This is a genomic window from Nocardiopsis lucentensis DSM 44048, from assembly GCF_000341125.1.
Taxonomy (GTDB): Bacteria; Actinomycetota; Actinomycetes; order Streptosporangiales; family Streptosporangiaceae; genus Nocardiopsis; species Nocardiopsis lucentensis.
In genome coordinates this window covers 1-19574 of sequence record NZ_ANBC01000397.1, presented here as the reverse complement: position 1 = coordinate 19574, position 19574 = coordinate 1, and the positions used below count along the sequence as shown (strand labels likewise).

Annotated in this window: 19 protein-coding genes and 3 pseudogenes; 8 read left to right on the top strand and 14 right to left on the bottom strand. The window is 72.4% G+C overall.

Going from position 1 to position 19574, the window contains the following annotated elements:
* Positions 1–51: 51 nt before the first annotated feature.
* From D471_RS0113445 to D471_RS0113430, 4 genes and pseudogenes are all read right to left on the bottom strand, one after another.
* Positions 52–723, bottom strand: a complete 672-nt coding sequence (locus tag D471_RS0113445; protein ID WP_026127696.1) for a TIGR04282 family arsenosugar biosynthesis glycosyltransferase — start codon at positions 721–723, stop codon at positions 52–54.
* Positions 720–1469, bottom strand: a complete 750-nt coding sequence (locus tag D471_RS0113440; RefSeq protein WP_017599089.1) for a glycosyltransferase family 2 protein — start codon at positions 1467–1469, stop codon at positions 720–722. The genes D471_RS0113445 and D471_RS0113440 overlap by 4 nt, the downstream gene beginning before the upstream one ends.
* A 105-nt stretch (positions 1470–1574) precedes the next feature.
* Positions 1575–2648 (bottom strand): NAD-dependent epimerase/dehydratase family protein, encoded by a 1074-nt coding sequence (locus D471_RS0113435; RefSeq protein ID WP_017599088.1) that lies wholly within the window; start codon positions 2646–2648, stop codon positions 1575–1577.
* Between the two features lie 117 nt (positions 2649–2765).
* Positions 2766–2903: pseudogene (locus D471_RS0113430) on the bottom strand (PadR family transcriptional regulator); the annotation flags it as partial.
* A 125-nt stretch (positions 2904–3028) separates the two neighbouring features.
* Here D471_RS0113430 and D471_RS34340 point away from each other — a divergent pair.
* Entirely contained in the window at positions 3029–3928 is a 900-nt protein-coding gene (locus D471_RS34340) for a DUF389 domain-containing protein (RefSeq protein ID WP_241479622.1), read from the top strand.
* 98 nt (positions 3929–4026) lie between these two features.
* Here D471_RS34340 and D471_RS0113420 read toward each other — a convergent pair whose 3' ends face one another.
* Entirely contained in the window at positions 4027–4470 is a 444-nt protein-coding gene (locus D471_RS0113420) for a MarR family winged helix-turn-helix transcriptional regulator (protein ID WP_017599086.1), read from the bottom strand.
* An 83-nt stretch (positions 4471–4553) separates the two neighbouring features.
* On the opposite strand from D471_RS0113420, the gene D471_RS0113415 reads away from it, so the two are divergent.
* Complete coding sequence (locus tag D471_RS0113415) at positions 4554–5411, top strand: SDR family NAD(P)-dependent oxidoreductase (RefSeq protein ID WP_017599085.1); 858 nt, start codon at positions 4554–4556, stop codon at positions 5409–5411.
* Between the two features lies 1 nt (position 5412).
* On the opposite strand, the gene D471_RS0113410 is transcribed toward D471_RS0113415, so the two are convergent.
* The 3 genes from D471_RS0113410 to D471_RS0113400 all read right to left on the bottom strand — a co-directional run bounded on the left by D471_RS0113410 (position 5413) and on the right by D471_RS0113400 (position 7792).
* Positions 5413–5826, bottom strand: a complete 414-nt coding sequence (locus tag D471_RS0113410) for a hypothetical protein (RefSeq protein ID WP_017599084.1) — start codon at positions 5824–5826, stop codon at positions 5413–5415.
* 418 nt (positions 5827–6244) lie between these two features.
* Entirely contained in the window at positions 6245–6979 is a 735-nt protein-coding gene (locus tag D471_RS0113405; RefSeq protein WP_017599083.1) for a hypothetical protein, read from the bottom strand.
* Positions 6980–7030: 51 nt separating this feature from the next.
* On the bottom strand, positions 7031–7792 hold the full coding sequence (locus tag D471_RS0113400) for a L,D-transpeptidase family protein (RefSeq protein WP_017599082.1): 762 nt from the start codon (positions 7790–7792) through the stop codon (positions 7031–7033).
* Positions 7793–7946: 154 nt separating this feature from the next.
* Here D471_RS0113400 and D471_RS40180 point away from each other — a divergent pair, with 154 nt between their 5' ends.
* Positions 7947–8675 (top strand): DUF6518 family protein, encoded by a 729-nt coding sequence (locus D471_RS40180; RefSeq protein WP_017599081.1) that lies wholly within the window; start codon positions 7947–7949, stop codon positions 8673–8675.
* 47 nt (positions 8676–8722) lie between these two features.
* Here D471_RS40180 and D471_RS0113390 read toward each other — a convergent pair whose 3' ends face one another.
* The 3 genes from D471_RS0113390 to D471_RS0113380 form a co-directional block, all read right to left on the bottom strand.
* Positions 8723–10444: a choice-of-anchor I family protein gene (locus tag D471_RS0113390; RefSeq protein ID WP_017599080.1), complete on the bottom strand. Its 1722-nt coding sequence runs from the start codon at positions 10442–10444 to the stop codon at positions 8723–8725.
* A gap of 145 nt (positions 10445–10589) precedes the next feature.
* Complete coding sequence (locus tag D471_RS0113385; RefSeq protein WP_017599079.1) at positions 10590–11429, bottom strand: ACT domain-containing protein; 840 nt, start codon at positions 11427–11429, stop codon at positions 10590–10592.
* A 78-nt stretch (positions 11430–11507) separates the two neighbouring features.
* Complete coding sequence (locus D471_RS0113380) at positions 11508–12110, bottom strand: TetR/AcrR family transcriptional regulator (protein ID WP_193789764.1); 603 nt, start codon at positions 12108–12110, stop codon at positions 11508–11510.
* 84 nt (positions 12111–12194) lie between these two features.
* Between D471_RS0113380 and D471_RS34330 the strand changes: the two genes are divergently transcribed.
* Positions 12195–13295, top strand: coding sequence for a hypothetical protein (locus D471_RS34330; RefSeq protein WP_017599077.1), 1101 nt, complete (start codon positions 12195–12197; stop codon positions 13293–13295).
* Between the two features lie 42 nt (positions 13296–13337).
* Here the strand turns inward: D471_RS34330 and D471_RS0113370 are convergent, their stop codons facing one another.
* A complete protein-coding gene (locus D471_RS0113370) occupies positions 13338–14108 on the bottom strand; it encodes an SDR family oxidoreductase (protein WP_017599076.1) in 771 nt (256 codons plus the stop codon).
* 282 nt (positions 14109–14390) lie between these two features.
* On the opposite strand from D471_RS0113370, the gene D471_RS0113365 reads away from it, so the two are divergent.
* From D471_RS0113365 to D471_RS34325, 3 genes and pseudogenes are all read left to right on the top strand, one after another.
* Complete coding sequence (locus tag D471_RS0113365) at positions 14391–15191, top strand: ABC transporter permease (protein WP_017599075.1); 801 nt, start codon at positions 14391–14393, stop codon at positions 15189–15191.
* Entirely contained in the window at positions 15184–16011 is an 828-nt protein-coding gene (locus D471_RS0113360) for an ABC transporter permease (RefSeq protein WP_051059165.1), read from the top strand. The genes D471_RS0113365 and D471_RS0113360 overlap by 8 nt, the downstream gene beginning before the upstream one ends.
* Before the next feature lie 3 nt (positions 16012–16014).
* Positions 16015–16975 (top strand): annotated as a pseudogene (locus tag D471_RS34325) (ABC transporter ATP-binding protein).
* A gap of 182 nt (positions 16976–17157) precedes the next feature.
* Here D471_RS34325 and D471_RS0113350 read toward each other — a convergent pair.
* Entirely contained in the window at positions 17158–17772 is a 615-nt protein-coding gene (locus D471_RS0113350; protein WP_017599073.1) for a TetR/AcrR family transcriptional regulator, read from the bottom strand.
* A complete protein-coding gene (locus D471_RS0113345) occupies positions 17772–18620 on the bottom strand; it encodes an oxidoreductase (RefSeq protein WP_017599072.1) in 849 nt (282 codons plus the stop codon). The genes D471_RS0113350 and D471_RS0113345 overlap by 1 nt, the downstream gene beginning before the upstream one ends.
* A 390-nt stretch (positions 18621–19010) precedes the next feature.
* Between D471_RS0113345 and D471_RS0113340 the strand changes: the two are divergent.
* Positions 19011–19574, top strand: a pseudogene (locus tag D471_RS0113340) (DMT family transporter); the annotation flags it as partial.

The following is a 19574-nucleotide window of genomic DNA, read 5'->3' as shown; positions in this document are numbered from 1 at the left end:
CGCCCCGCCACGCCGCCACGTCCACGGGGGAGGCGGCGGTCTCGGCCGCGTTCATCGCACGAGTCCCGTCGTTCGGTCCGCGACAGCCCGAGCGAACCGGCTGCCCGGGACCTGGCGCGCGACCCGGGCGACGTCCGCGGCGGTGTCCACATCCGTCAGGAGTGGCAGGTCGGCCACCCGCAGACCCGCGGCGGTCAGGCGCCGGCGCTGCACCCGACCGGTCCGTGCCGTCGACATCGGCACGCCGAGCAGCAGATCGGGGTCGGGTTCGGCGAGGCCGAGCGCCCAGAACCCGCCGTCCTCGGCCGGTCCGAACCACGCGTCCGCGCGCGTCCAGGCGTCGGCGGCCAGCACGGGGGCCAGGATCGCGGCCGTGACCTGCGGTGTGTCCATGCCGAGCAGCAGGGTCGGGCCCGAGCACCGGGCGAACGCGGCGGCCAATCGCTCGTCCAGTCCACCACCCGACTGGGGGACCACGTCGAACCCCCCGTCCGGCAGCCACGGGCCAGGCTGCCCCTCCAGAGCCAGCACCCTTCTGCGGGCGGGAAGCGACAGCACGGTGTCCAACGTGTCCGACAGCGCGGCGGCGGCCAGGCGGGCCGCCTCCTCCAGCGTGTACTCCGGGGTCAGCCGCGTCTTGACCTTGCCGGGGACGGGTTCCTTGGCGATGACGAGGAGCGTCGCGGCCCCGGCCGCCGGAACGTCCTCCCCGAGGCCGTTCACCGGCCCCTCCCCGCCGACCGCGCCGGTCTCGGCGCCGCGGGCCCGCGCAGCACCGATGACATGTCCCGCACCGCCGTCCACGTCCCCCGCCACGTCCCCGTCACCTTGGAGGCACCGGTCCGCGGGAGGTAGGGGACGTCGACCTCGTCGATCCGCCATCCGGCGTCCGCGGCGCGCACGACCATCTCCAGGGGGTAGCCGGACCTCCGGTCGGTCAGGCCGAGCCCGAGGAGGTCCTCCCGCCGCGCGCTCCGCATGGGACCGATGTCGCGCAGCCGCACCCCGCTGCGCCTGCGCAGCATCCGTGTCACCGCGGCGTTGCCCACGCGGGCGTGGGCGGGCCAGGCGCCTCCGACGGTGGGGCGGCGACGGCCCACGACCAGGTCCGCGGTTCCCTCGCGCACCGCCTCCACCACGCGCGGGAGCAGTGCCGGGTCGAGCGAGGCGTCGCAGTCGCAGAAGCAGACGATGTCGGCGGTGGCGGCGAGGAGCCCCGCGTGGCAGGCCGCCCCGAACCCTCGCCGCGGTTCGGTGACGACCGATGCGCCCAGTTGTTCGGCGATGCGCGCCGAACCGTCCGTGGACCCGTTGTCCACGACGATCGGCCGCCATCCGGAGGGGACGCGCTCGATGACCCATGGCAGGGCCGCCGCCTCGTCCAGGCACGGCAGGATCACGTCCACCGGTGGTCGCCGGTGCTCTCCCGGTGGGACCTCGGGGTCCCTCGCGGTCTGGTCGGAGTACACAGCGGAGTCGTCGCTCCCATGTCGCTCATTGATCACGATGATCACGCTACGTAGCGAAACGGCTCCCGCGGGGGAGGGACGTCCCACGACACGCGGGCAGCACCGTCACCTCGCCGGCACGTCGGCCCCGGCGCGGGCGCGCAGCCCCGCCCGCGCGAACTCCCGCATGCCCTCGGCGAAGCCCACACGCGGACGCCAGCCGAGGTCCTCGGTCAGGCGCGCGGAGCACGCGGTGATGTGCCGGACGTCGCCCAGCCGGTAGTCACCGGTCACCACCGGGCACGGTCCTCCGTGCGCCTCCGCCAGCGCCCACGCCATCTCACCGACCGTGTGCTGGGTTCCGCTGCCGGTGTTGAACGCGGACAGGACGCCCTCCGGTCGTCCCGTGAGAGCCGCCACCGCCGCCACGTTGGCGTCGGCCACGTCGCGGACGTGCACGAAGTCCCTCCGCTGGCGACCGTCCTCGAACACGCGCGGGGCCTCGCCCCTGGCCAGAGCCGACCGGAAGAAGGACGCCACACCCGCGTACGGGGTGTCGCTCGGCATGCCGGGACCGTAGACGTTGTGGTAGCGCAGTGCGATCGCGCGTCCGCCGACGGCCCGCGCCCACGCCGCGCAGAGGTGTTCCTGCGCCAGCTTGGTGGCGGCGTAGACGTTGCGCGGGTCGGTCGGGGCGTCCTCGCCGACCAGCCCGGGGGCCAGCGGCGCCCCGCAGCGCGGGCACGGGGGGTCGAAGCGACCGACGGCCAGGTCGGCCTCCCGCCGGGGCCCGGGCCGGACCGGGCCGTGCTCCGTACAGGTGTAGGCCCCCTCGCCGTAGACCACCATGGACCCGGCGAGCACGATGTCGCGCACACCCCGGCGGGCCATCGCGGCCAGCAGCGTCGCGGTGCCCAGGTCGTTGCATCCGACGTAGTCCGGCGCGTCGCCGAAGTCCGCGCCCAGGCCCACCATCGCCGCCTGGTGGCACACGACGTCCACCCCGCGCAGCGCACGCTCCACGGCCTCGCCGTCACGGACGTCGCAGACCAGGTCGACCCCGGCGTCGCCCGGTGGCCTCCCCGAGTGCGCCTGCGGCAGGAGGACGTCGAGGGTCACCGCCGTATGCCCGGCATCCCGCAGGGCCTCGGCCACGTGCGACCCGATGAACCCCGCCCCGCCGGTGACAAGTACGCGCATGCGGCCCACGTTAGGTTCCGGGGCCGCCCGCGTCCCCGGGGCACACCGGTGACCTCGGGAATCGGGGGCGACGGGCGGCTGTCACTCCCAGCGCGGTCCCTCCGGACGCATCGTCCGCAGCAGGGCGAGTACCACCCTGGTGTGCGGCGTGCTCTGGAGGTAGGGCTCCGGGCGCTCCGCCCGGACCAGCCAGAGTTCGACGTCGGTGACGCCCGACTCCGTGACGGCGTAGCGCTCGTGCTCCGGACCGACGCCGCGCCCGGCCACCTCGGCCCCGGCCGCACCCGGCGGGCCTCCTGACAACGACCCCGTGTCCTCCCCCGTCCCGCGCCCGCCGTGTCTGACCTGGCCGGAGGGACCCCGGGGGCGATACTCGGGCCATGCTCAGCGCACTCCTCGAACGCATCGTCCCGGCCACACAACGTCGCACGCTGGACGAGATGGTGGAGGACCTCGACCTCTCGGCCGGTGACAGCAGGGCCAAGCGCTCGGCCTTCTGGACGATGCTGACCCTGTCGTCGGTGATCGCCGCGGGCGGGGTGATCACCGACTCGACCGCCACCGTGATCGGGGCGATGATCATCGCTCCCCTGGCGACACCGATCATGGGCATCGCCCTGGGCTCCGTCCAACGGCGGCGGACCGGTTCGGTCAGGATCGTCCTCTTCGGCTGCCTGCTGGTGATCGGTGTGGGGTTGGTGTTCTCGGTGGCCCTTCCCGAGAGCTACGACCTGCTCTCCAACGGCCAGATCTCCGGAAGGACGTCACCGGGCCTGATGGACCTGGTGTCGGCCGTCGCGACGGGGCTCGCCGGTGCGCTGGCCCTGTCCCGCCGGGACGTCGCCGCCGTGCTTCCGGGGGTGGCGATCGCGATCTCCCTCGTCCCGCCCCTGGTGGTGGCCGGGGTGTGTCTGGGGCATCTCGCCTTCTGGCCCGCCATGGGCGCGCTCGTGCTGTTCCTGTCCAACCTCTTCGGTCTGGTCTCCGCGGGCATGGCGGTCTTCGCTGTGGTCGGGTACGGGGCCGGGGGCGCCCGGAGGGCGACCCGCAGGACCCGTCTCGCCATGGCCCTGCTGTTCACCGTCGTGTTCATCCCGCTCGTCGGTAACACCACGGTCACGATCCTCGTGGACCTGTGGACGGCACGGGCGAAGGAAGCGGCCGGCGAGTGGCTCGCCGACACCCCCGGCTCCTCCGTCACCCGCGTGGACATGGTGTCGCGCACGATATCCACGTCCACGTCCGCTCCTCGGGGGACCTGCCCCCGAGGAGCGAGCTGATCGAACGCCTCGACGGCGAGGTTCCGCAGGGCCTCCCCGTCGTGGTCCAGACGACCAGAGGCCAGCGGATCGACGCCGGTGTGGTCGGCCACTGAGGTTCAGGGGGACCCGTCGGCGTTGACGGCCGCCACGCAGCGGTCGAGGAGTTCCCGCAGGGTGTCGCGTTCCTCCGGGGTGAGGGCATCGGCCATGCGGCGCTCGATCGGCGCCGCCCGCCGGTCGGCGGCGCGTAGACGCTCGGCGCCCGCCTCGGTGATCCGGGTCTGGAGGACGTGCTGGTACCAGGGGTGCGCCCCCCTCTCCACCAGCCCGTCGGCCGCGAGGGCCTTGAGCACGGCCGCCATGGCCTGGGGTGTGACCAGGCAGACGCGGGCGAGCGCCGCCCCGGAGATGCCGGGGCTGTCGTGCAGCGCGAACAGCGCCGCGTATTGCGCGACACTCAGGCCCGTTTCGCGTAGCGCGGCGGCCTTGGCCGACATCAGTGCCTGCTCGGCGCGCTTGATGTCGAAGCCGAGGCGCTCCCCGGCGGGCATCTCCTCCATACGGGTGAGCCTAGCGCCGCGTATCGGTGTAAAGTCCTGAATGACCATCAAGTCCTTGATAATTTTTCGATGACGGAGGACCCATGGCGGGCAAGACCGTGCTGATCACCGGGGCGTCGTCGGGACTCGGCCGCCACCTGGCACACGACCTCGCGACCCGGGGCGCCGTCCTGTTGCTCCACGGACGCGACCGCGACCGCCTGGACCGGGTCGCGAGCGAGGTCGGGGCCCGGGCCGCGAAGGTGCGCACCTACCGCGCCGACCTGGGGGACCTCGACCAGGTACGGGATGTCGCCGAACGCGTGCGCGAGGACGCCCCGACCCTCGACGTGCTGGTGAACAACGCCGCGGTCGGTGGAGGCGCCGACCCTTCGGTACGCGAGACCAGCCGCCAGGGGCACGAACTCCGGCTGGCCGCCAACCACCTCGCCCCGTACCTGCTCGTCCGTGAGCTACGGGAGGCGCTGGCCGCGGCGGGCTCGGCGCGGGTCGTCAACGTGGCGTCGGCGGGGCAACTCCCCGTCGACTTCGACGATCCGATGTTCACCCGGGGCTACGAGGGAGTCGAGGCGTACTGCCGCAGCAAGCTCGCGATGATCATGGGTACCTTCGACCTCGCCGAGGAGTTGAGGGGCCAGGGCACGACCGTCAACGCGCTGCACCCGGCGCACCTGATGGACACGCGGATGGTGCGGCAGAGCGGGTTCGCCCCCGCCGCCACCGTGGACGACGGGGTCCTGCCCACGCTGCGACTGATCGCCGACTCGGCACTGGAGGGCGTCACCGGACGCTACTTCGACCGTTTCGACGAGGCCCGCGCCCACGCACAGGCCTACGACCCGAAGGCACGCCGCGACCTGGCCGCACTCACCGAGCGGCTCCTGAACGGTGTTCCCGGAGCTCGCACGGGTGAGGGCGCCGAGCCGGAGCGCGTCTCCTGACTCAACCGGAGTGGCGGAGGCGGTGCCAGGCGGTCACCCAGCGGCCGCGTTCGGCCTCGTCCTCACCCGCGCAAGCGGTCACGAAGGCCATGAGGACGACGTAGCGCGGCATCCGCGTACCCTCCAGCGCCGCACGGAAGGTCGAGCTCTTGACCGCTCCGCCGCACAGGTACTCCAGCTCCAGGTAGGACCAGTCCCCCGCCCAGACGAGGTAGCGGCGCATGGTCAGCAGGAACTCGGCGGGCGTGGCGGCGTTGGTGGGGTCGGGTCGCTGGTGGTACCCGACGAGGTCGCGTACCGGACGGGTCCGTTCGACGGCACCGTTCACGGGGGTGGAGAGGAGGTGATCCAACCAGCCCGTTCCGCTGAGGGATCCGTTGGGGCCGGTCGGTTCGAGGACGCCCGTGCTGCTCACACCATCTCCTTTTCAGCGGGCGGGACGACGACCATGGAACGCGTTGACGCGAGGTGCGCACGTGGAACACACGTGCGGGGGAAGTGAGGGAACCGATGGACAAGGGGGCGTCCAGGTGATGGCCCCGAATGTTCGGTTACCAAGAAATCTACCGGATGGACACGACACACGAAAGCGCCAGAAGTCCCGTTGGGGACGAGGCGTGCGTCTCCCCTGCCCCGCACCGGAGGACGAGGAGGACGACCCTTCGGGGAACTTTTCTTAAAAAGGCGGGAAATGTGATCCCACACACCGAACGAAACGTCCACCATAACTTCGAGATTTTCACCCCCGTTTCACCTGGCACTCCAACAGAAAGAGACTCATTCTCCGCATATCTGGCGAACCAGAACACAGGATGCGGTTGACCGTAATAAGGTCACGGGGTCCAGGTGACCACAGTGGCGTCGTCATGGGCCTTGCCCCTCGGGTGACGCGTCCCCTCCGGATCCGCTCGCTCCAGTTCGCGCACCCGGGCCACCAGGGCGTCGGGGCCCTGTTCCAGCACCAGGTCCAGTGCCTCGTCCCAGCGGTACGCGCGAAACACCTCCACGGCCCGCCCCGCGCCGTCGGTCAGGGCGGCGAAGGGACCCCGCGGCGCCGTCCCCGCCACCGCCTCGTCCGCCGCCCGCGGGTCGGCGCCCGCCGTCCAGAATCCGCCGGGCACGTTGCGGTACGCGCGAACCGGGCCGGTCACCCTTCCTCTGAGGTCGTCCAACCGGGTGTCCGCGACCACGCGCGTCCCGCCCTCCCCCCGCACCAGCAGCACCGAGTCCGACAGGACCAGGTACTCCAGCACTCCCCCGCGTAGGCGCACCGCGACGACGGTGGCCGACGGAGTCCCGCGATTGGTGAGGTCGCAGGACCCGCCGTGCAGCGAGGACACGCCCGCGATCGCCTCCGCCAGCGCCTCGCGCAGGCCGAGCCCGGCGTCCGCCCCCGCCAGCAGCAGGCCGCCGAGGGATCGCGTGAACCACGCGACCCCGTGGCGGCACCCGTCGTCCGGACGCGCGGTCACGCCGTCGAGCAGCACCGCGCAGTCGGCGCTCACGGCCGCGAAGTCCTCGTTGGGGTGGTCGGGGCGGCCGGGCTCGGTGGTGATCCGGAAGGGCACGCGGTCCTCCTTCGTGACGGGCCGAAAACGGCCGCGGTCCCCACTTCTCGGTCAGTACACGACGACGGTGGTGTGCACCTCCATGTTCCCGCTCTCCCACAGCCAGTCCATGGCGGCCATGCTCACCCGGGCGCAGCCGTGCGAGGCGGGGTGGGCCGGGACGCTGGGGTAGCCGTGCACGGCGATCCCGCCGTTGAAGTACTTGGGCCGGTACAGCGCTCCGTAGGGCCCGGGGTCCCACGCGTCCACCTCGCGGAAGACGGAGTAGGTCCCGGTGGGCGTGGTGGCGATGACCTCGGTGCCGTCCCACCTCTCGTAGGGCCGGCCCGATCCGGTGGAGGTGTTGATGACCCGTTCCACCTCGCCGTCGGAGACGACGAGGAGCAGCTGGTCGTCGAGGTCGATCTCCAGCAGGTCGCCGGAGTCGGTGGTGGCCGACGGACGCACTCCCTGGTCGAGGGCTTCCTGGGTGTCGGGGCCGACGATGCCGTCGCGGGCGATCCCGGCGGCCTTCTGGAGCGCCACGACGGCCTGTTCCGTGTAGTAGCCGAACTCGCCGTCGACGCCGTTGGTCCAGTAGCCGAGCTCGTTCAGGCGCTCCTGGAGCTCGGTGACGTCGGCTCCGGAGTCGCCCTCCCGCAGATCGGGCGGCAGGGTCGCGGGGGCGGGGACGGCCGGGGCGGACGCGTGGGCCGGGGCGGCGAGGAGGGCCGCACCGGTCCCGAGCGCGCACGAGGCGGCCAGGGCCAGGACGGCGGCTCGGGCGAGGGGTCGGGGGCGGATGCGGACGGGGGGTGACAGTGGGGTTGCCATACGCGACATCTACCCACGCGTCCGGAGTTTTCCCCACCGAAACGGCGTCTGTGGACAACCTCGGCGCGTCCGTGCGGGTCAGGCGCCGGGACGGGTGTCGCGGACGCGGGGCCCGAACGGAACCCCGTCCGCGCGGCGGGCCGATAGAGCCGGTATGGAATCCTCATCGATCTCCACCTCCCACCCCGCCCCCTCCGCCGCACGGCACGTGTCGGCCGGTGCGGGCGTCCTGGCCGCCGGACTGCTGTTCGGCATCGCCACCCCCTTCGTCCCGGACGTCCTCCCCTTCCCGCCGTTCACGATGATCGGCGACTCCTCGGCCCTGTGGTGCGCCGCCGCCCTGGGCGTGGGAGCGGCGCTCGCCCGTCTCCGCACCGGCTTCACGCTCCCCGCCGGGGCACTCTTCCTGGTCGCCTCCGTGGTGGGCTACTACGGATTCGTCGTGGCCGTGCTCCCGGGCCCCGCCGCCCTCGCCGACGTCGACGCGTGGCTGGTCCCCGCCTGGGCCTGGCTGGCGGCCGCGTGTGTCGCCGGACCCGTTCTGGCCCTGGCCGGGACCTGGCTGGTGCGCGACGTCCCCCGACCGCTGCGGCTCGGCGCGCTCGGCCTGCTGGGCGCGGTGTTCCTCGCCGAGTCCCTGGGCGTGCTGGTGGACGAGGTGACGCTCGTTCTGCTCGGGATCCCGATGCCGCCCGACGACGGATGGCGGCTTGGTTGGTACGTCAACACGGCGGTACAGGCCGTGGTCGGCCTCGTCCTGCCCCTGGTGGCGTCCCGCCGGGGGGCGGACCGCCTGCCCGCCCTCGGGGTCGCCCTCCTGATGGCCCTGGTCTGGTACGTGGGCATCGGGCTGGTGTGGGACGTCCTGATGCCCCCGATGTGACGACGGCCCAGCCGTCGGCCACCCGACGACTGGGCCCCGTGCGGGTGTCAGCGACGCCCCGGCGCCACGCGGTCGACCCGGAACAGGCTCGTGGAGCCGCTCACCTCGTTGGCCACCGCCAGGACCGGAACCCCGGGAATCGGTGAGTCGTCCGCCTCGATGAAGGTCAGGCCCTCGGGTCCGAGGTCTCCGGCCTCCCGGGCGCCGGGCTCGGCGGAGAAGTCGCGGTTGTTCAGGTACCGCACGAAGAACGCCGACCGGGGGTCGGTGATGTCGTAGACCATCACGCCGCCCACCCGCTCCAGGCCCACGAACGCGTAGGTGCGCCCGGACACCCTGCCGACGACGGCGGACTCGGGCTCGGGCCCCTTGTCGTCGCTGCGCGCGTCGAAGGAGCTCTCGTCGTTGTTGGCGTTGAAGTGGTCCGGGTCGGCCTCCGCGGTGATCCGCTCGAAGTCCGCACCGGAGTCGAAGAGCCGTTCACCGTCGGCCGTCCAGATCGAGAAGGAGCGGCCCCCGTGGGCGTACACGTCCTCGTAGCAGCTGCCGTCCTCGCGCAGGCCGTCCTCGGCGGAGACGTGCAGGCGCCCCAGGTTGGCGTCGTCGAGCAGTTCGTCGACCGTGCCGATCCCCTGGTCGTTGTCGGCCAGGAAGTCCCGCAGGCGCGGGGAGTCCTCGCACAGAGGGGTGTCGGCGGCCAGTGAGCCCAGCCGCTCCTCCTCCGAGTAACCGTCCCAGTCCCGGGAGTCGCCCTCGTTGGCGGTGACCAGCAGGGTCCGCCCGCGCCACCGGTAGGTGTCGAACCCGTCGGGTTGGTACATCCCGTAGACCGGCCAGTTCTCGATCCGGGCCTCGCCGTCCCTGTTGGAGGCGTCCAGACCGTTGCCCGACTCCAGGTGGTCCTTCACGCCGAACGGCACGATGTCGGTGAACTCGGCGGCGCCCACGTCCAGGACCGCGAAGGCGTTGGCCTCCTGGAGCACGACGTAGGCGGTACCGCGGGCCCCCGCGGAGATGTACTCCGGTTCGAGGTTGCGCGCCACCCGGCCCGGTGTCCCGGGCTCTTCCGTGGACAGGTCGGGGCCGAAGACCCGCACCTCGGAGTGGAGCTCCCGGCCCTCGTCCCAGGCGCGGAAGTCGGCCGTGTCCACGTCGTCCTGGGTGAGCCCCCGCGGGTCGCCGGACATCCGGACCACGCTCACCGAGCCCTCCGGGTCGGCGGTGTAGTCGTCGCTCGGCTCGCCCTCGTTGGCGACCAGCAGGGCCCGCCCGTGCGGTGTGAAGGTCGCCATGTCCGGCAGGGCCCCGACCCGGAGCGCGTTCAGCGGGACGCCGTCGGCGCCGAAGAAGACCACCCAGCCCGGCTCGGTCCGGTCCTCGGCCTCCACCGCCACCACGATGACACCGTCGTGCACCGCCACGGAGTTGGCGACGCCCCCCTCCGCCACGGTCGAGCCGTCGGCCGCCGCCACGCCCGCGGTCTCCAGGTCGAAGAGCTTCGTCGGCTCCTCCGGGTCGGAGACGTCCAGGACCTCGACGGTGGCCGCCGCCGCGTTGACGACGAACAGACGCTGGGTGTCCGGGTCATGGGCGACGATCTCGGCGGCCGACTCGTCGAAGGCGTCGGTGTGGTAGGTGCCGAGCACCGACAGTTCGACGCTGATGGGCCGGGGGCCGCGCACCGGTCCCCGCTCGTCGGCGTGGGCGGCCACTGACGCCCCGGTCAGGGAGACGGCGATGGCGGCCGTGGCCGCCATGGTCTTACGCATGGTGCTTCCTGGTGGGGTTGGGGGAGACGGGCGAGATCACGCCCGCGCCGAAGCCAACCAGGGGGTCGCGAACGGCGGGTGACGGCGGTCGAGCCACCAGGTGAAGGGAGCCCGCGTCGAGGACACCCACGACGCGGGACCGCCGTCAGCGTTGCCGCGAGCGACCGTGCAGGGAGGCGGCCACCTGGGCCAGGGCTCGGCACCGCGCGAACTCCACGGCGGTGAACGGCACCCCCACCCTGCGGACGACGAGGACCGCCCCGTCCGGGGAGGGCAGGGTCATCGTCGTGCCGGAGGTGTCCTCCTCCCCCATCCCCTCGGGCGCCGCGTCGGCGCGCTCGACGTCCTGGGCGGAGGCCAGGGACAGCAGCGCCCCCTCCAGCGTCGTCGCTCCCTCCACCATGGCGCTGACCAGTCGGAGCGTCCGGCTGGTGGTGTCGCTGAGCTCGTGGACGTCGGCGGGCCGGACGATCGCCTCGCGCACCCCGGCGCCCAGGACCGCCGCGTACAGGGTCTCCTCGACGACGTGCGCGGGCGCGCTGACGAGGAATTCGTCGGTGGTCTCGGCGCCGTCGGGGTGGACCTGCATGAGCCTTATGTCGACCCCGAGCGCGGCGAAGCGCGCGGTGAGTTCGGCGAGCCCGCCCGGGACGTCGGCGAGTGTGACGCGAACACTCCACAGCCGGTCCCCGGCCTCGGGCGTCCGGGGCGAGGAGGACCCGCCCTTCGGGCCGTTCCCGCCGCGCGACCGGCGGACCGCCGCGCTGCGGTGGCGGTGCCAGCGGTGCAGGGCCGAGACGGCGAGCAGGATCGCCCCCACGGTGATGAGGGCGCGGACACCGCCGTCGCTGTGTCCGAGGGAGAGCACCAGCACGTGCGCCGCACCGGCGGCGAGCAGCAGTACTCCCATGTCCAGCGCCTCTCGGCCGAGGAAGCCGGGGCGCGTGCGGTCGTCGGTTCCGTAGCTGCCTTCGGAATCGTCCATGCGTCCCACCGTGCCCACCCGACGTTGCGAAGCGTCGTCACTCTGTGAATCCCAGGTAACGACGCAGGGTGAGGCGCGTCACGGAGTGCGATCGCCGCCGGTCAGCAGCCAGTCGACCATCAGGCGCAGTTCGGCGCGGGACCGGTCGGCGTCGAAGCCCTCGTCCCCGGCCGCGAGGAACACGGCGTCGACGAGGTGCTGGATCCAGCGGGCGGCCCGCTCCGGCGGGAACACGGGCGGCCGCCCGTCGTCGGCGAGCGCGCGCAGCAGGACGGTGAGCGCCTCGACCGTGCGCTCCTCGTCCCCGCCGAGTAGGCGAGCGAACTCCGCGTCCCGGTTGACCTGGAACAGGGCGGCGGCCATCAGTCCCGGGACGAGCGGGTCGCCGGCGTCGGCGACGAGGTGGTCGACCAACCCGTCGAGCCCCGCGCGGGGGTCGTCGGCGGCCAGGGCGACCTCCCTCGCCCGGGCGTTGTGCTCCAGGTCGTCGGCGAAGAGCGCGTGGAAGATCTCGCGCTTGGTCGGGAAGTAGTGGAACAGCGTGCCGGAGCCGATCCCCGCGCGGCGGCAGATGCTCGCGGTGGAGGTGCCGTCGACGCCCTTCTCGGCGAACTCCCGGGCCGCGGCGGCGAGGATGGCGGCCCGCTTGCGGGCGTGCTGTTCGGGGTTGACGGTACGCATCCTGCGCAGCATATCGGCGCCGCCCGGCACCCGCGGGCCCGCCGCCGCCATTAATAGAGTGATCACTCTGCTAATGTCCGTGGCATGTCCACGACACGGGTCACCGCACGTCCCCGCCCCCGTCTCCACCGCCGCCTGCCCCCGGTGATCGGTCTGCTCATGCTGTCCCCGGTCTGCGCCGAGTACCTCATCGGCTACGACTCCAACGTGGGACGGCCGCTCGTGCTCCTCGGCGGGCTGCTCGTCCTCGCGCCCCTGTACGGCGCCGTCGCACTCCTCATCCGGGAGACCGCCCGCCGGACCGGCCGCGGCTGGCCGACGATCCTGCTGCTCGCGCTGGCGTTCGGGATCGTCCAGGCCGGACTGGTCGACCAGAGCCTGTTCAACCCCGACTACCGGAACATCGACTACTGGGACGACATGCGCGACCCCACGCTCATCGAGGGGATCGGGGTGAGCGCCGACATGGGCCTCACTTTCCTACTGGGGCACACCGTCTGGTCCTTCACCGCGCCCATCGCCCTGGTCGAGGCCCTCGCCCCGCGCGAACTCGCCCGCCGCCCGTGGCTGGGCTGGTTCGGCACCTCGGTCGTGGCGCTGCTCTACCTCGCGGCGGCCTACCTCGTCTTCGACGACCACCTGGCCACCGAGGGCTTCGTCGCCTCCCCCGGACAGATCGGCGGTGCGGCGACCGCCACGGCGCTCCTGGTCCTGGTCGCGCTGGCCCTGCCGCGCCGCCGCGCGGACGGCACCGCCGCGTCCCCCTGCGGGGCCCCGGCCCCCTGGCTGGTGGGCGGCCTCACCCTGCTCGTCGCGTTGGGGACCTCGTGGTTCCTCCCTCCGACCTGGCCGGGCATCGCGGCCGAACTGGGGGCGCTCGCCGGACTGGGCGCGCTCATCTGGGCGTGGTCGCGGCGCGAGGGCTGGTCAGGGCGGCACGTCGTCCTGGTCGCCGGGGCTCCGCTCGTCCTCAACGGACTGACCTCGTTCGCGGTCCAACCCCTGGGCGAGCCGGTCGCGCCGCTGCTCAAGTACGGCAGCAACGCCTTCTTCGCGCTCCTCGTCATCGGCCTGATCGCCTGGGGGTACGCCCGCGGCGCCCGCGACCCGCACCGTTCGGGCGCCGGCAGGGTGCTGATGGACGGGGCTGCGCCGCAGGCGTCCGTTGAGGGTGGTGGAGGGTGACGGGCGGGCCGAGGCGCGGCGAAGGACCGGAGAAAGCACAGCCTAGCCCCGACCGGCGAACGGCATCTCCCTCGCCATCACCGTCACCCGGGGGACGGACACGTCCAACGGCAGGGAGACGATGTGGGCCACCATGTCGGCCACGTGCGCCGGGTCGATCGTCGGCTCGGCGCGCGTGGACCCGTCCGCCTGCAGCGCCTCCACGCCGAAGTCGGCCACCATGGGCGTCGCCGCGTTGCCCACGTCGATCTGCGTGCAGGGGATCCCGTGCGCCCGCAGATCGAGGTTCATCGCAGCGGTCAGCCCCGTGATCGCGTGCTTGGTGACGGTGTAGGCGACGCTCAGCGGACGCGGCAGGTACGCCGACACCGACCCGTTGTTGATGACGCGGCCACCGCTCGGCGACTGCTCCTTCATCAGGCGGACCGCCTCCCTGGCGCAGTACACCGAACCGGTCACGTTGGTGGCCAGCGTCCGCTCCCAGTCCTCGTCCCCGATCCCGTCCACCGACGCCCGTGGGCCGAAGACCCCCGCGTTGTTGATGAGCACGTCGACCCGGCCGAACCGCTCGCGGACCACGTCGAACAGTCCGCGCACAGAGTCGGCGGAGGTCACGTCGGTCTCGACGACCACCGCGTCCGGCCGGCCGTCCGCCGTCTCCTCCAGCGGCGCGCGCCTGCGGCCCGCGAGGACCACGGCGTGCCCGTCGGCCAGCAGCCGCCGCGCCATGCTGCGGCCCAGCCCCGACCCGGCTCCCGTCAGCACCACGACCTTCCGGTCGTCTCCGGTCGTCTCCGTGGTCGTCGACGTCACAGCTGTTCCCTCCCGTGTCCGCTCAGCAGTCGGAGGCTACCCAGGCCGACTCCCCCGCGTGTGACCGGGGGCGTCCGACGGCGCGCCGCCCGGCCGCGAAACGGGATTCACGAAAACCCCTCGCCCCGCCGCTCGCGTCGTGTTACTGTCGCTCACTCGCGGCGACCCGGACCTGTGCGAGATCAGGGACGTGCCGAATCCGGACTCGCCCGTCGGCTCAGCCCCGGCCCCGAGACCGGACGAACCCCCAGCACGGTCTCGATCCGCCAGGGAGCCACACCCATGCGTGTCCACCACGCGGTGTTCGCCCGAGGGCTGCGCCGCTACTCCACCTATCGTGCCGCCACGCTCGCGCACGTGCTCACCAATTCCGTCTTCGGCGTCATCAACGCGATGGTGCTCCTCGCCCTGTTCGACGCGCGCCCCGAGATCAACGGTTACGACGCCCGCGACGCGGTCACGCAGGTGTTCGTCGCACAGGCGCTGCTCGGGGTGGCCGCCGTCATGGGTCCGCCCCTCGACCTGGAGGAACGGATCCGGGACGGGGCCGTGGCCACCGACCTCCTCCGCCCTGTGCCCCTCCAGTCCTGGTGGATGGCGGACGACCTCGGCCGGGCCGCCTTCCAGCTGGTCTTCCGCTCCGTTCCCACGTTCGCCGTCGGGGCACTGCTGTTCGACCTCAGGCTCCCGGACGATCCCGGGCGCTGGGTCGCCGTCCTCACGTCCTTCGTCCTGGCCGCCGTGGTGGCGTTCGGACTGCGCTACCTGTACGCGCTGGCGGGATTCTGGCTCACCGACACCCGGGGCGTGTGGGCGGTGGCGGGACTTCTGGGTCCGGTGGCCGCCGGGATGCTGTTGCCGCTCACCCTCTTCCCGCCCGCTCTGGCGGACGTGCTGCGGCTGCTGCCGTGGGCGTCGATGGTCCAGGTCCCGGCCGAGGTCCTGCTCGGCAAGGAGTCGCTGCCGGGCGGAACCGCGGCCGGCGGGCTGGCCCTCCAGGCCCTGTGGGCGGCGGTGCTGCTGGCGCTCGGCGCCCTGCTGACGTCCCGCGCGACGCGCAGGGTGGTGGTCCAGGGTGGTTGAACCGATCCGAACCCGCGTGCTGTGGCCGCCGCGGATCTACGTCCGGCTCGCGTGGACGTGGTGCCGTGCCCTGTCCCAGTACCCGGCCTCCCTGGTCCTGCTCACCGTCTTCGTCTCCCTGGGCGCGCTCTCCGAGATGGCCGCCGTCGTGATCGTGTTCGGCCACGCGGGCGAACTCGCCGGATTCGGCGTCGCCGAGGGGCTGCTCGTCTACGGGCTGTCCGCGACGGCCTTCGGGTGCGCCGACATGCTCATGGGGTCGGTGGAGCGGCTGGGCCAGCACATCCGGACCGGGGCCTTCGACACGATGCTGACCCGCCCGGTCCCACCGCTCGTCCTGCTGGCCACCGACCAGTTCACCCCGCGGCGCCTGGGCAGGATCATTCCCTCCGCCGCGGTGCTCGTCCTCGCCCTCGTCTGGTGCGACGTCGACTGGACGCCCGCGCGCGTCCTCATGCTGCCGGTGCTGCTGGTCTCCTCGGTCGTCATCTGCTGTGCCGTGTGGACCGCGAGTTCATGCGTCCAGTTCCTCGTCACCGACGCGCGTGCGGCGGCCAACTCACTCACCTATGGCGGACAGGCGTTGACCGAGTACCCGCTCGCCGTCTACGGCCGGGAGGTCGTGCGCTCCGCGACCTTCGTGTTCCCGCTGGCCTTCGTCAGCTGGCAGCCCGCCCTGTTCCTGCTCGGCCGCCCCGATCCGACCGGGCTGCCCGACGCGCTCCGACTCGCCCCTCCCCTCGTCGCACTCCTCCTGTGCGCCGTCGCCGCCCTCTGCTGGCGCTCCGGCCTGCGCCGCTACCGATCCACCGGGAGTTGACCCATGACCTCCAGCCACGACGACCAGCCCATCATCGAGACCGTCGGGCTGGGCCGGGACTTCACCCTCCACGAGGGCCCCCTCCTGCGCCGGAGGAGGCGCACGGTCAGCGCCGTGCGCGACGTGACCCTCACCGTCCGGACGGGTGAGATCGTCGGCTACCTCGGCCCCAACGGCGCGGGCAAGAGTTCGACGATGAAGATGCTGACCGGCATCCTCACCCCGACCGCGGGAAGGGTCCGGGTCACCGGCCTCGAACCGTCCCGCGAGCGCACCCGCCTGGCCGCCCGCATCGGCGTCGTGTTCGGCCAGCGCACCACCCTGTGGTGGGACCTCCCGCTCCGGGACAGCCTGGAACTGACCCGCCACATGTACCGGATCCCGGCCGCCGACCACGCGCGCCGCCTCGCCGAACTGACCGACCTGCTGGACCTGGGCCCGTTCCTGTCCACACCGGTCCGCCAGCTCAGCCTCGGTCAGCGCATGCGCGGGGACCTGACCGCCGCCCTCCTGCACGGCCCCCGGCTGCTGGTCCTGGACGAGCCGACCATCGGCCTGGACGTGGTGAGCAAGACGGCCATCCGCGAGTTCCTGCTCCGGCTCAACGCGGAGGAGGGGACGACGATCCTGCTCACCACGCACGACCTCGGGGACGTCGAGCGGCTGTGCCAGCGGGTCGTGGTGATCGACCGGGGCAGCCTGGCCTACGACGGCGACCTGGCCGGGCTGCGCGAGAGCGTGCCCACGCCCCGTGTCCTGGTGGTGGACCTGGCGGCCCCGGCCGCGCCGATCGAGGTCCCGGNGGGGGCCCCCCCGCCAGTGGCTGGAGCTGGCGGACAACCCGGCACCGGTGATCGCGGAGATCACCCGGCGGCACGACGTCGCCGACCTGACCCTGCGCGAGCCCGACATCGAGCACGTGGTGGCCGAGCTGTACCGGGGCGCGGTCCCCAGCGCGGACTAGTGGTGTGACCGCAAGGGTTCGCCGGGTTGGTGTGGGCTGTGGACGTCATCTGCTGGTGACCGGACTGGAGGTGAGTGCCGCGTCTCGCAGTCCTCTCACCGGTGACACTGGTGGAGTGCACGGACGGCGGGACTCGGGGCCGAGGGGTTCGGCTGTACGGCCCACGGTCCGTGACAGATGTCTCAGGAGGTCAGGCCAGCGGTGGTCAGCCAAATGTGTTCGCAGGTCGCGGATGCCTCCTGCAACGTCTCACGCGACTCCTGCGAGGCGTGGTAGAAGGTTCGCTCGATCATCCAGCACAGGGCGCGTGCCATTGCTGAGGCCTGGTCTGGTTCGCTGCCCGGCTGGACGCCGGCCCGTTCCAGGACTGTGGTGATGGCCGTGATGAACAGGTCGGCGGTGTGGTTCCACAGCTCACCGATCTCTGGCACGGTCAACGACAGGTCGATCGCTGTGCGCATGACCAGGCCGTGCTCGTTCCACAGCTCGACCGTGCGCCGCATCGCTGCCGTGATGGCCTGGCGGGGCTCGTCGGCCTGCGCGGTGACCCTGGACCGCTCCCACAGGTGCTCAACGGTTCGGGCCACGAGCGCCGTGACCACCTCCTGTTTGGAGCCGAAGTAGAAGTACAGGGCGCCGCGTGTGATGCCGGCGCCCTGGGCGATGTCGCCAACGGTCATGGCGTCGTAGCCCTTCTGCGCCAGCAGGGCTTCACAGGTGTCCAGGATGGCCCGCTCCCGGACATCGCCCTTGCGTTCGGTGGGGCGCCGGCTCCGCGCGGAGTGGTGGCCGGGCATCAGAGCTGGGCCCCCTCGGCGAAGTCGGTCGTACGGGAGAGCGTCTCCCACGCGCGGATGTCCTCGTCCACGGCCGTGCGCGCGGCGGTGACCAGGCGCAGCGCGTCCGAGCCCAGGACGAGGTGGGCCGGCGGCTGGTCGACTGACGTGATGTGCACGACGGCTTCTCCGGCCTTGGCCGGATCGCCCAGCTGGTTCCCGCTGGCCTTCCGCCGCGCTTCACGGATGGGGGTGAACAGCTCGTCGTAGTCGTTGACGGTCCGCGTGGCGCGTGTCATGGACCGGCCAGCCCAGTCGGTGCGGAAGGAACCGGGCTCGATTGCCGTCACCTGGATCCCGAACTGTGCGACCTCCTTGCCCAGGGCCTCAAGAATGCCTTCGAGGGCGAATTTGCTGCCGCAGTAGGCGGACATGCCGGGCACTGCCATGAGCCCGCCCATGGAGGTGACGGCCATCAGGTGCCCGCGGCGGCGTCGGCGCATGTGGGGCAGCGCCGCCTGCAGGGTGGCCACTGCCCCGAACACGTTGACGTCGAACTGCCGTCGAACCTCGGACAGCGGGGTCTCCTCGAAGGTGCCTTCCAGGCCGTAGCCTGCGTTGGCGACGACGACGTCCAGGGGGCCGACGCCTCGCTCCGCATCCGCGACCACATGCGAGACGGCGTCATCGTCCGTCACATCCAGAATGCGGCCGTGTGCATGCCCGGGCTCGAGCTCCTCGAAGGCCCGCAGGTCCCCTTCGGAACGGACCGTGCCGACGACGGTGTGCCCGGCTGCCAGGGCAGCCTCGGCGAAGGCACGTCCCAGACCCGAGCTGACGCCGGTGATGAGCCAGTTCTGCTTCCGCACTGTTCCTCCGGATCGGACTCGCGAGGAGCCGGACTACTCCCCACCCAAAACTATACACTATGTCGATTTTTATCATCAACATGTTGTTTCTGTCCGCCTCGAACGGCAGTAAGCCTTGCCAGGGCCGATCCGGCCCCTCACAGGTGACAGGGCCCGTTGACGCACACCTCCGTGCACACTCGCCAGCCCCGTGGCCGCGTAACGCCCTCGCGGCCGGCGCCCCTCCTGGTCGGTCCGTGCGCGCGCACGGACAGGCTCAGCCGCCACGCCTCCGGCGATCGGACCGGACGCCACCGCGCATCCAACCGCCACGACCGCCAACCTCCGTGGTCCGTACACCGAGAGACCCCCGCCGCGTCCGTCCACGAGGAGGACGGGATGATGGCGGGCATGGGTATATGGGTGGGGATCGCGTTCGCCGTCCTGTCGTGCGCGGCCTACACGGCGGCCGCGGTGGCGCAGCGGCGGCTCGCCGTGCGCGTGACCGCCCCGCTCACCGACCGCCGCCAAGTGGCCGACCTGCTACGACACCCCCTGTGGTGGGTGTCGCTGGCGTTCAACGGGGGCCGCGCGGGGTTCCAGGTCGCGGCGGTCAGCTTCGCCCCGCTCACGGTGATCCAGCCGCTGGGAGTGCTGGTCCTGGTGTTCGGTATCCCGTGGTCGGCCCGGCTCGGCGGGCGGCGCGTGAGCCGCACGGAGTGGCGCGGCGCGGCGTTCACCGTGGTGGCGCTCGGGGCCCTGCTCGCGGTGTCGGTCACCAGCGGTCAGGGGGGTGTCCTCGACCGGCCCGACTCCGTGCTCGTCGGGGTCGGCACGACCGTGCTCCTACTGGTCACGGCATGGGGCGCGGGCCGGGTTCCGTCGGCCGCGTGGCGCAGCTACCTGCTGTCCGGTGCCGCGGGGGTGGCCTTCGGGGTCTCCTCCGCCACGGTCAAGACGTCGGTCTCCGTCTTC

Coding starts and splice junctions, on each gene's coding strand:
- D471_RS0113435 (WP_017599088.1), bottom strand. CDS start 2,648: ATGCGCGTACTTGTCACCGGCGGGGCGGGGTTCATCGGGTCGCACGTG.
- D471_RS34340 (WP_241479622.1), top strand. CDS start 3,029: ATGCTCAGCGCACTCCTCGAACGCATCGTCCCGGCCACACAACGTCGC.
- D471_RS0113420 (WP_017599086.1), bottom strand. CDS start 4,470: ATGGAGGAGATGCCCGCCGGGGAGCGCCTCGGCTTCGACATCAAGCGC.
- D471_RS0113415 (WP_017599085.1), top strand. CDS start 4,554: ATGGCGGGCAAGACCGTGCTGATCACCGGGGCGTCGTCGGGACTCGGC.
- D471_RS0113400 (WP_017599082.1), bottom strand. CDS start 7,792: ATGGCAACCCCACTGTCACCCCCCGTCCGCATCCGCCCCCGACCCCTC.
- D471_RS40180 (WP_017599081.1), top strand. CDS start 7,947: ATGGAATCCTCATCGATCTCCACCTCCCACCCCGCCCCCTCCGCCGCA.
- D471_RS0113390 (WP_017599080.1), bottom strand. CDS start 10,444: ATGCGTAAGACCATGGCGGCCACGGCCGCCATCGCCGTCTCCCTGACC.
- D471_RS0113385 (WP_017599079.1), bottom strand. CDS start 11,429: ATGGACGATTCCGAAGGCAGCTACGGAACCGACGACCGCACGCGCCCC.
- D471_RS0113380 (WP_193789764.1), bottom strand. CDS start 12,110: ATGCGTACCGTCAACCCCGAACAGCACGCCCGCAAGCGGGCCGCCATC.
- D471_RS34330 (WP_017599077.1), top strand. CDS start 12,195: ATGTCCACGACACGGGTCACCGCACGTCCCCGCCCCCGTCTCCACCGC.
- D471_RS0113365 (WP_017599075.1), top strand. CDS start 14,391: ATGCGTGTCCACCACGCGGTGTTCGCCCGAGGGCTGCGCCGCTACTCC.
- D471_RS0113350 (WP_017599073.1), bottom strand. CDS start 17,772: ATGCCCGGCCACCACTCCGCGCGGAGCCGGCGCCCCACCGAACGCAAG.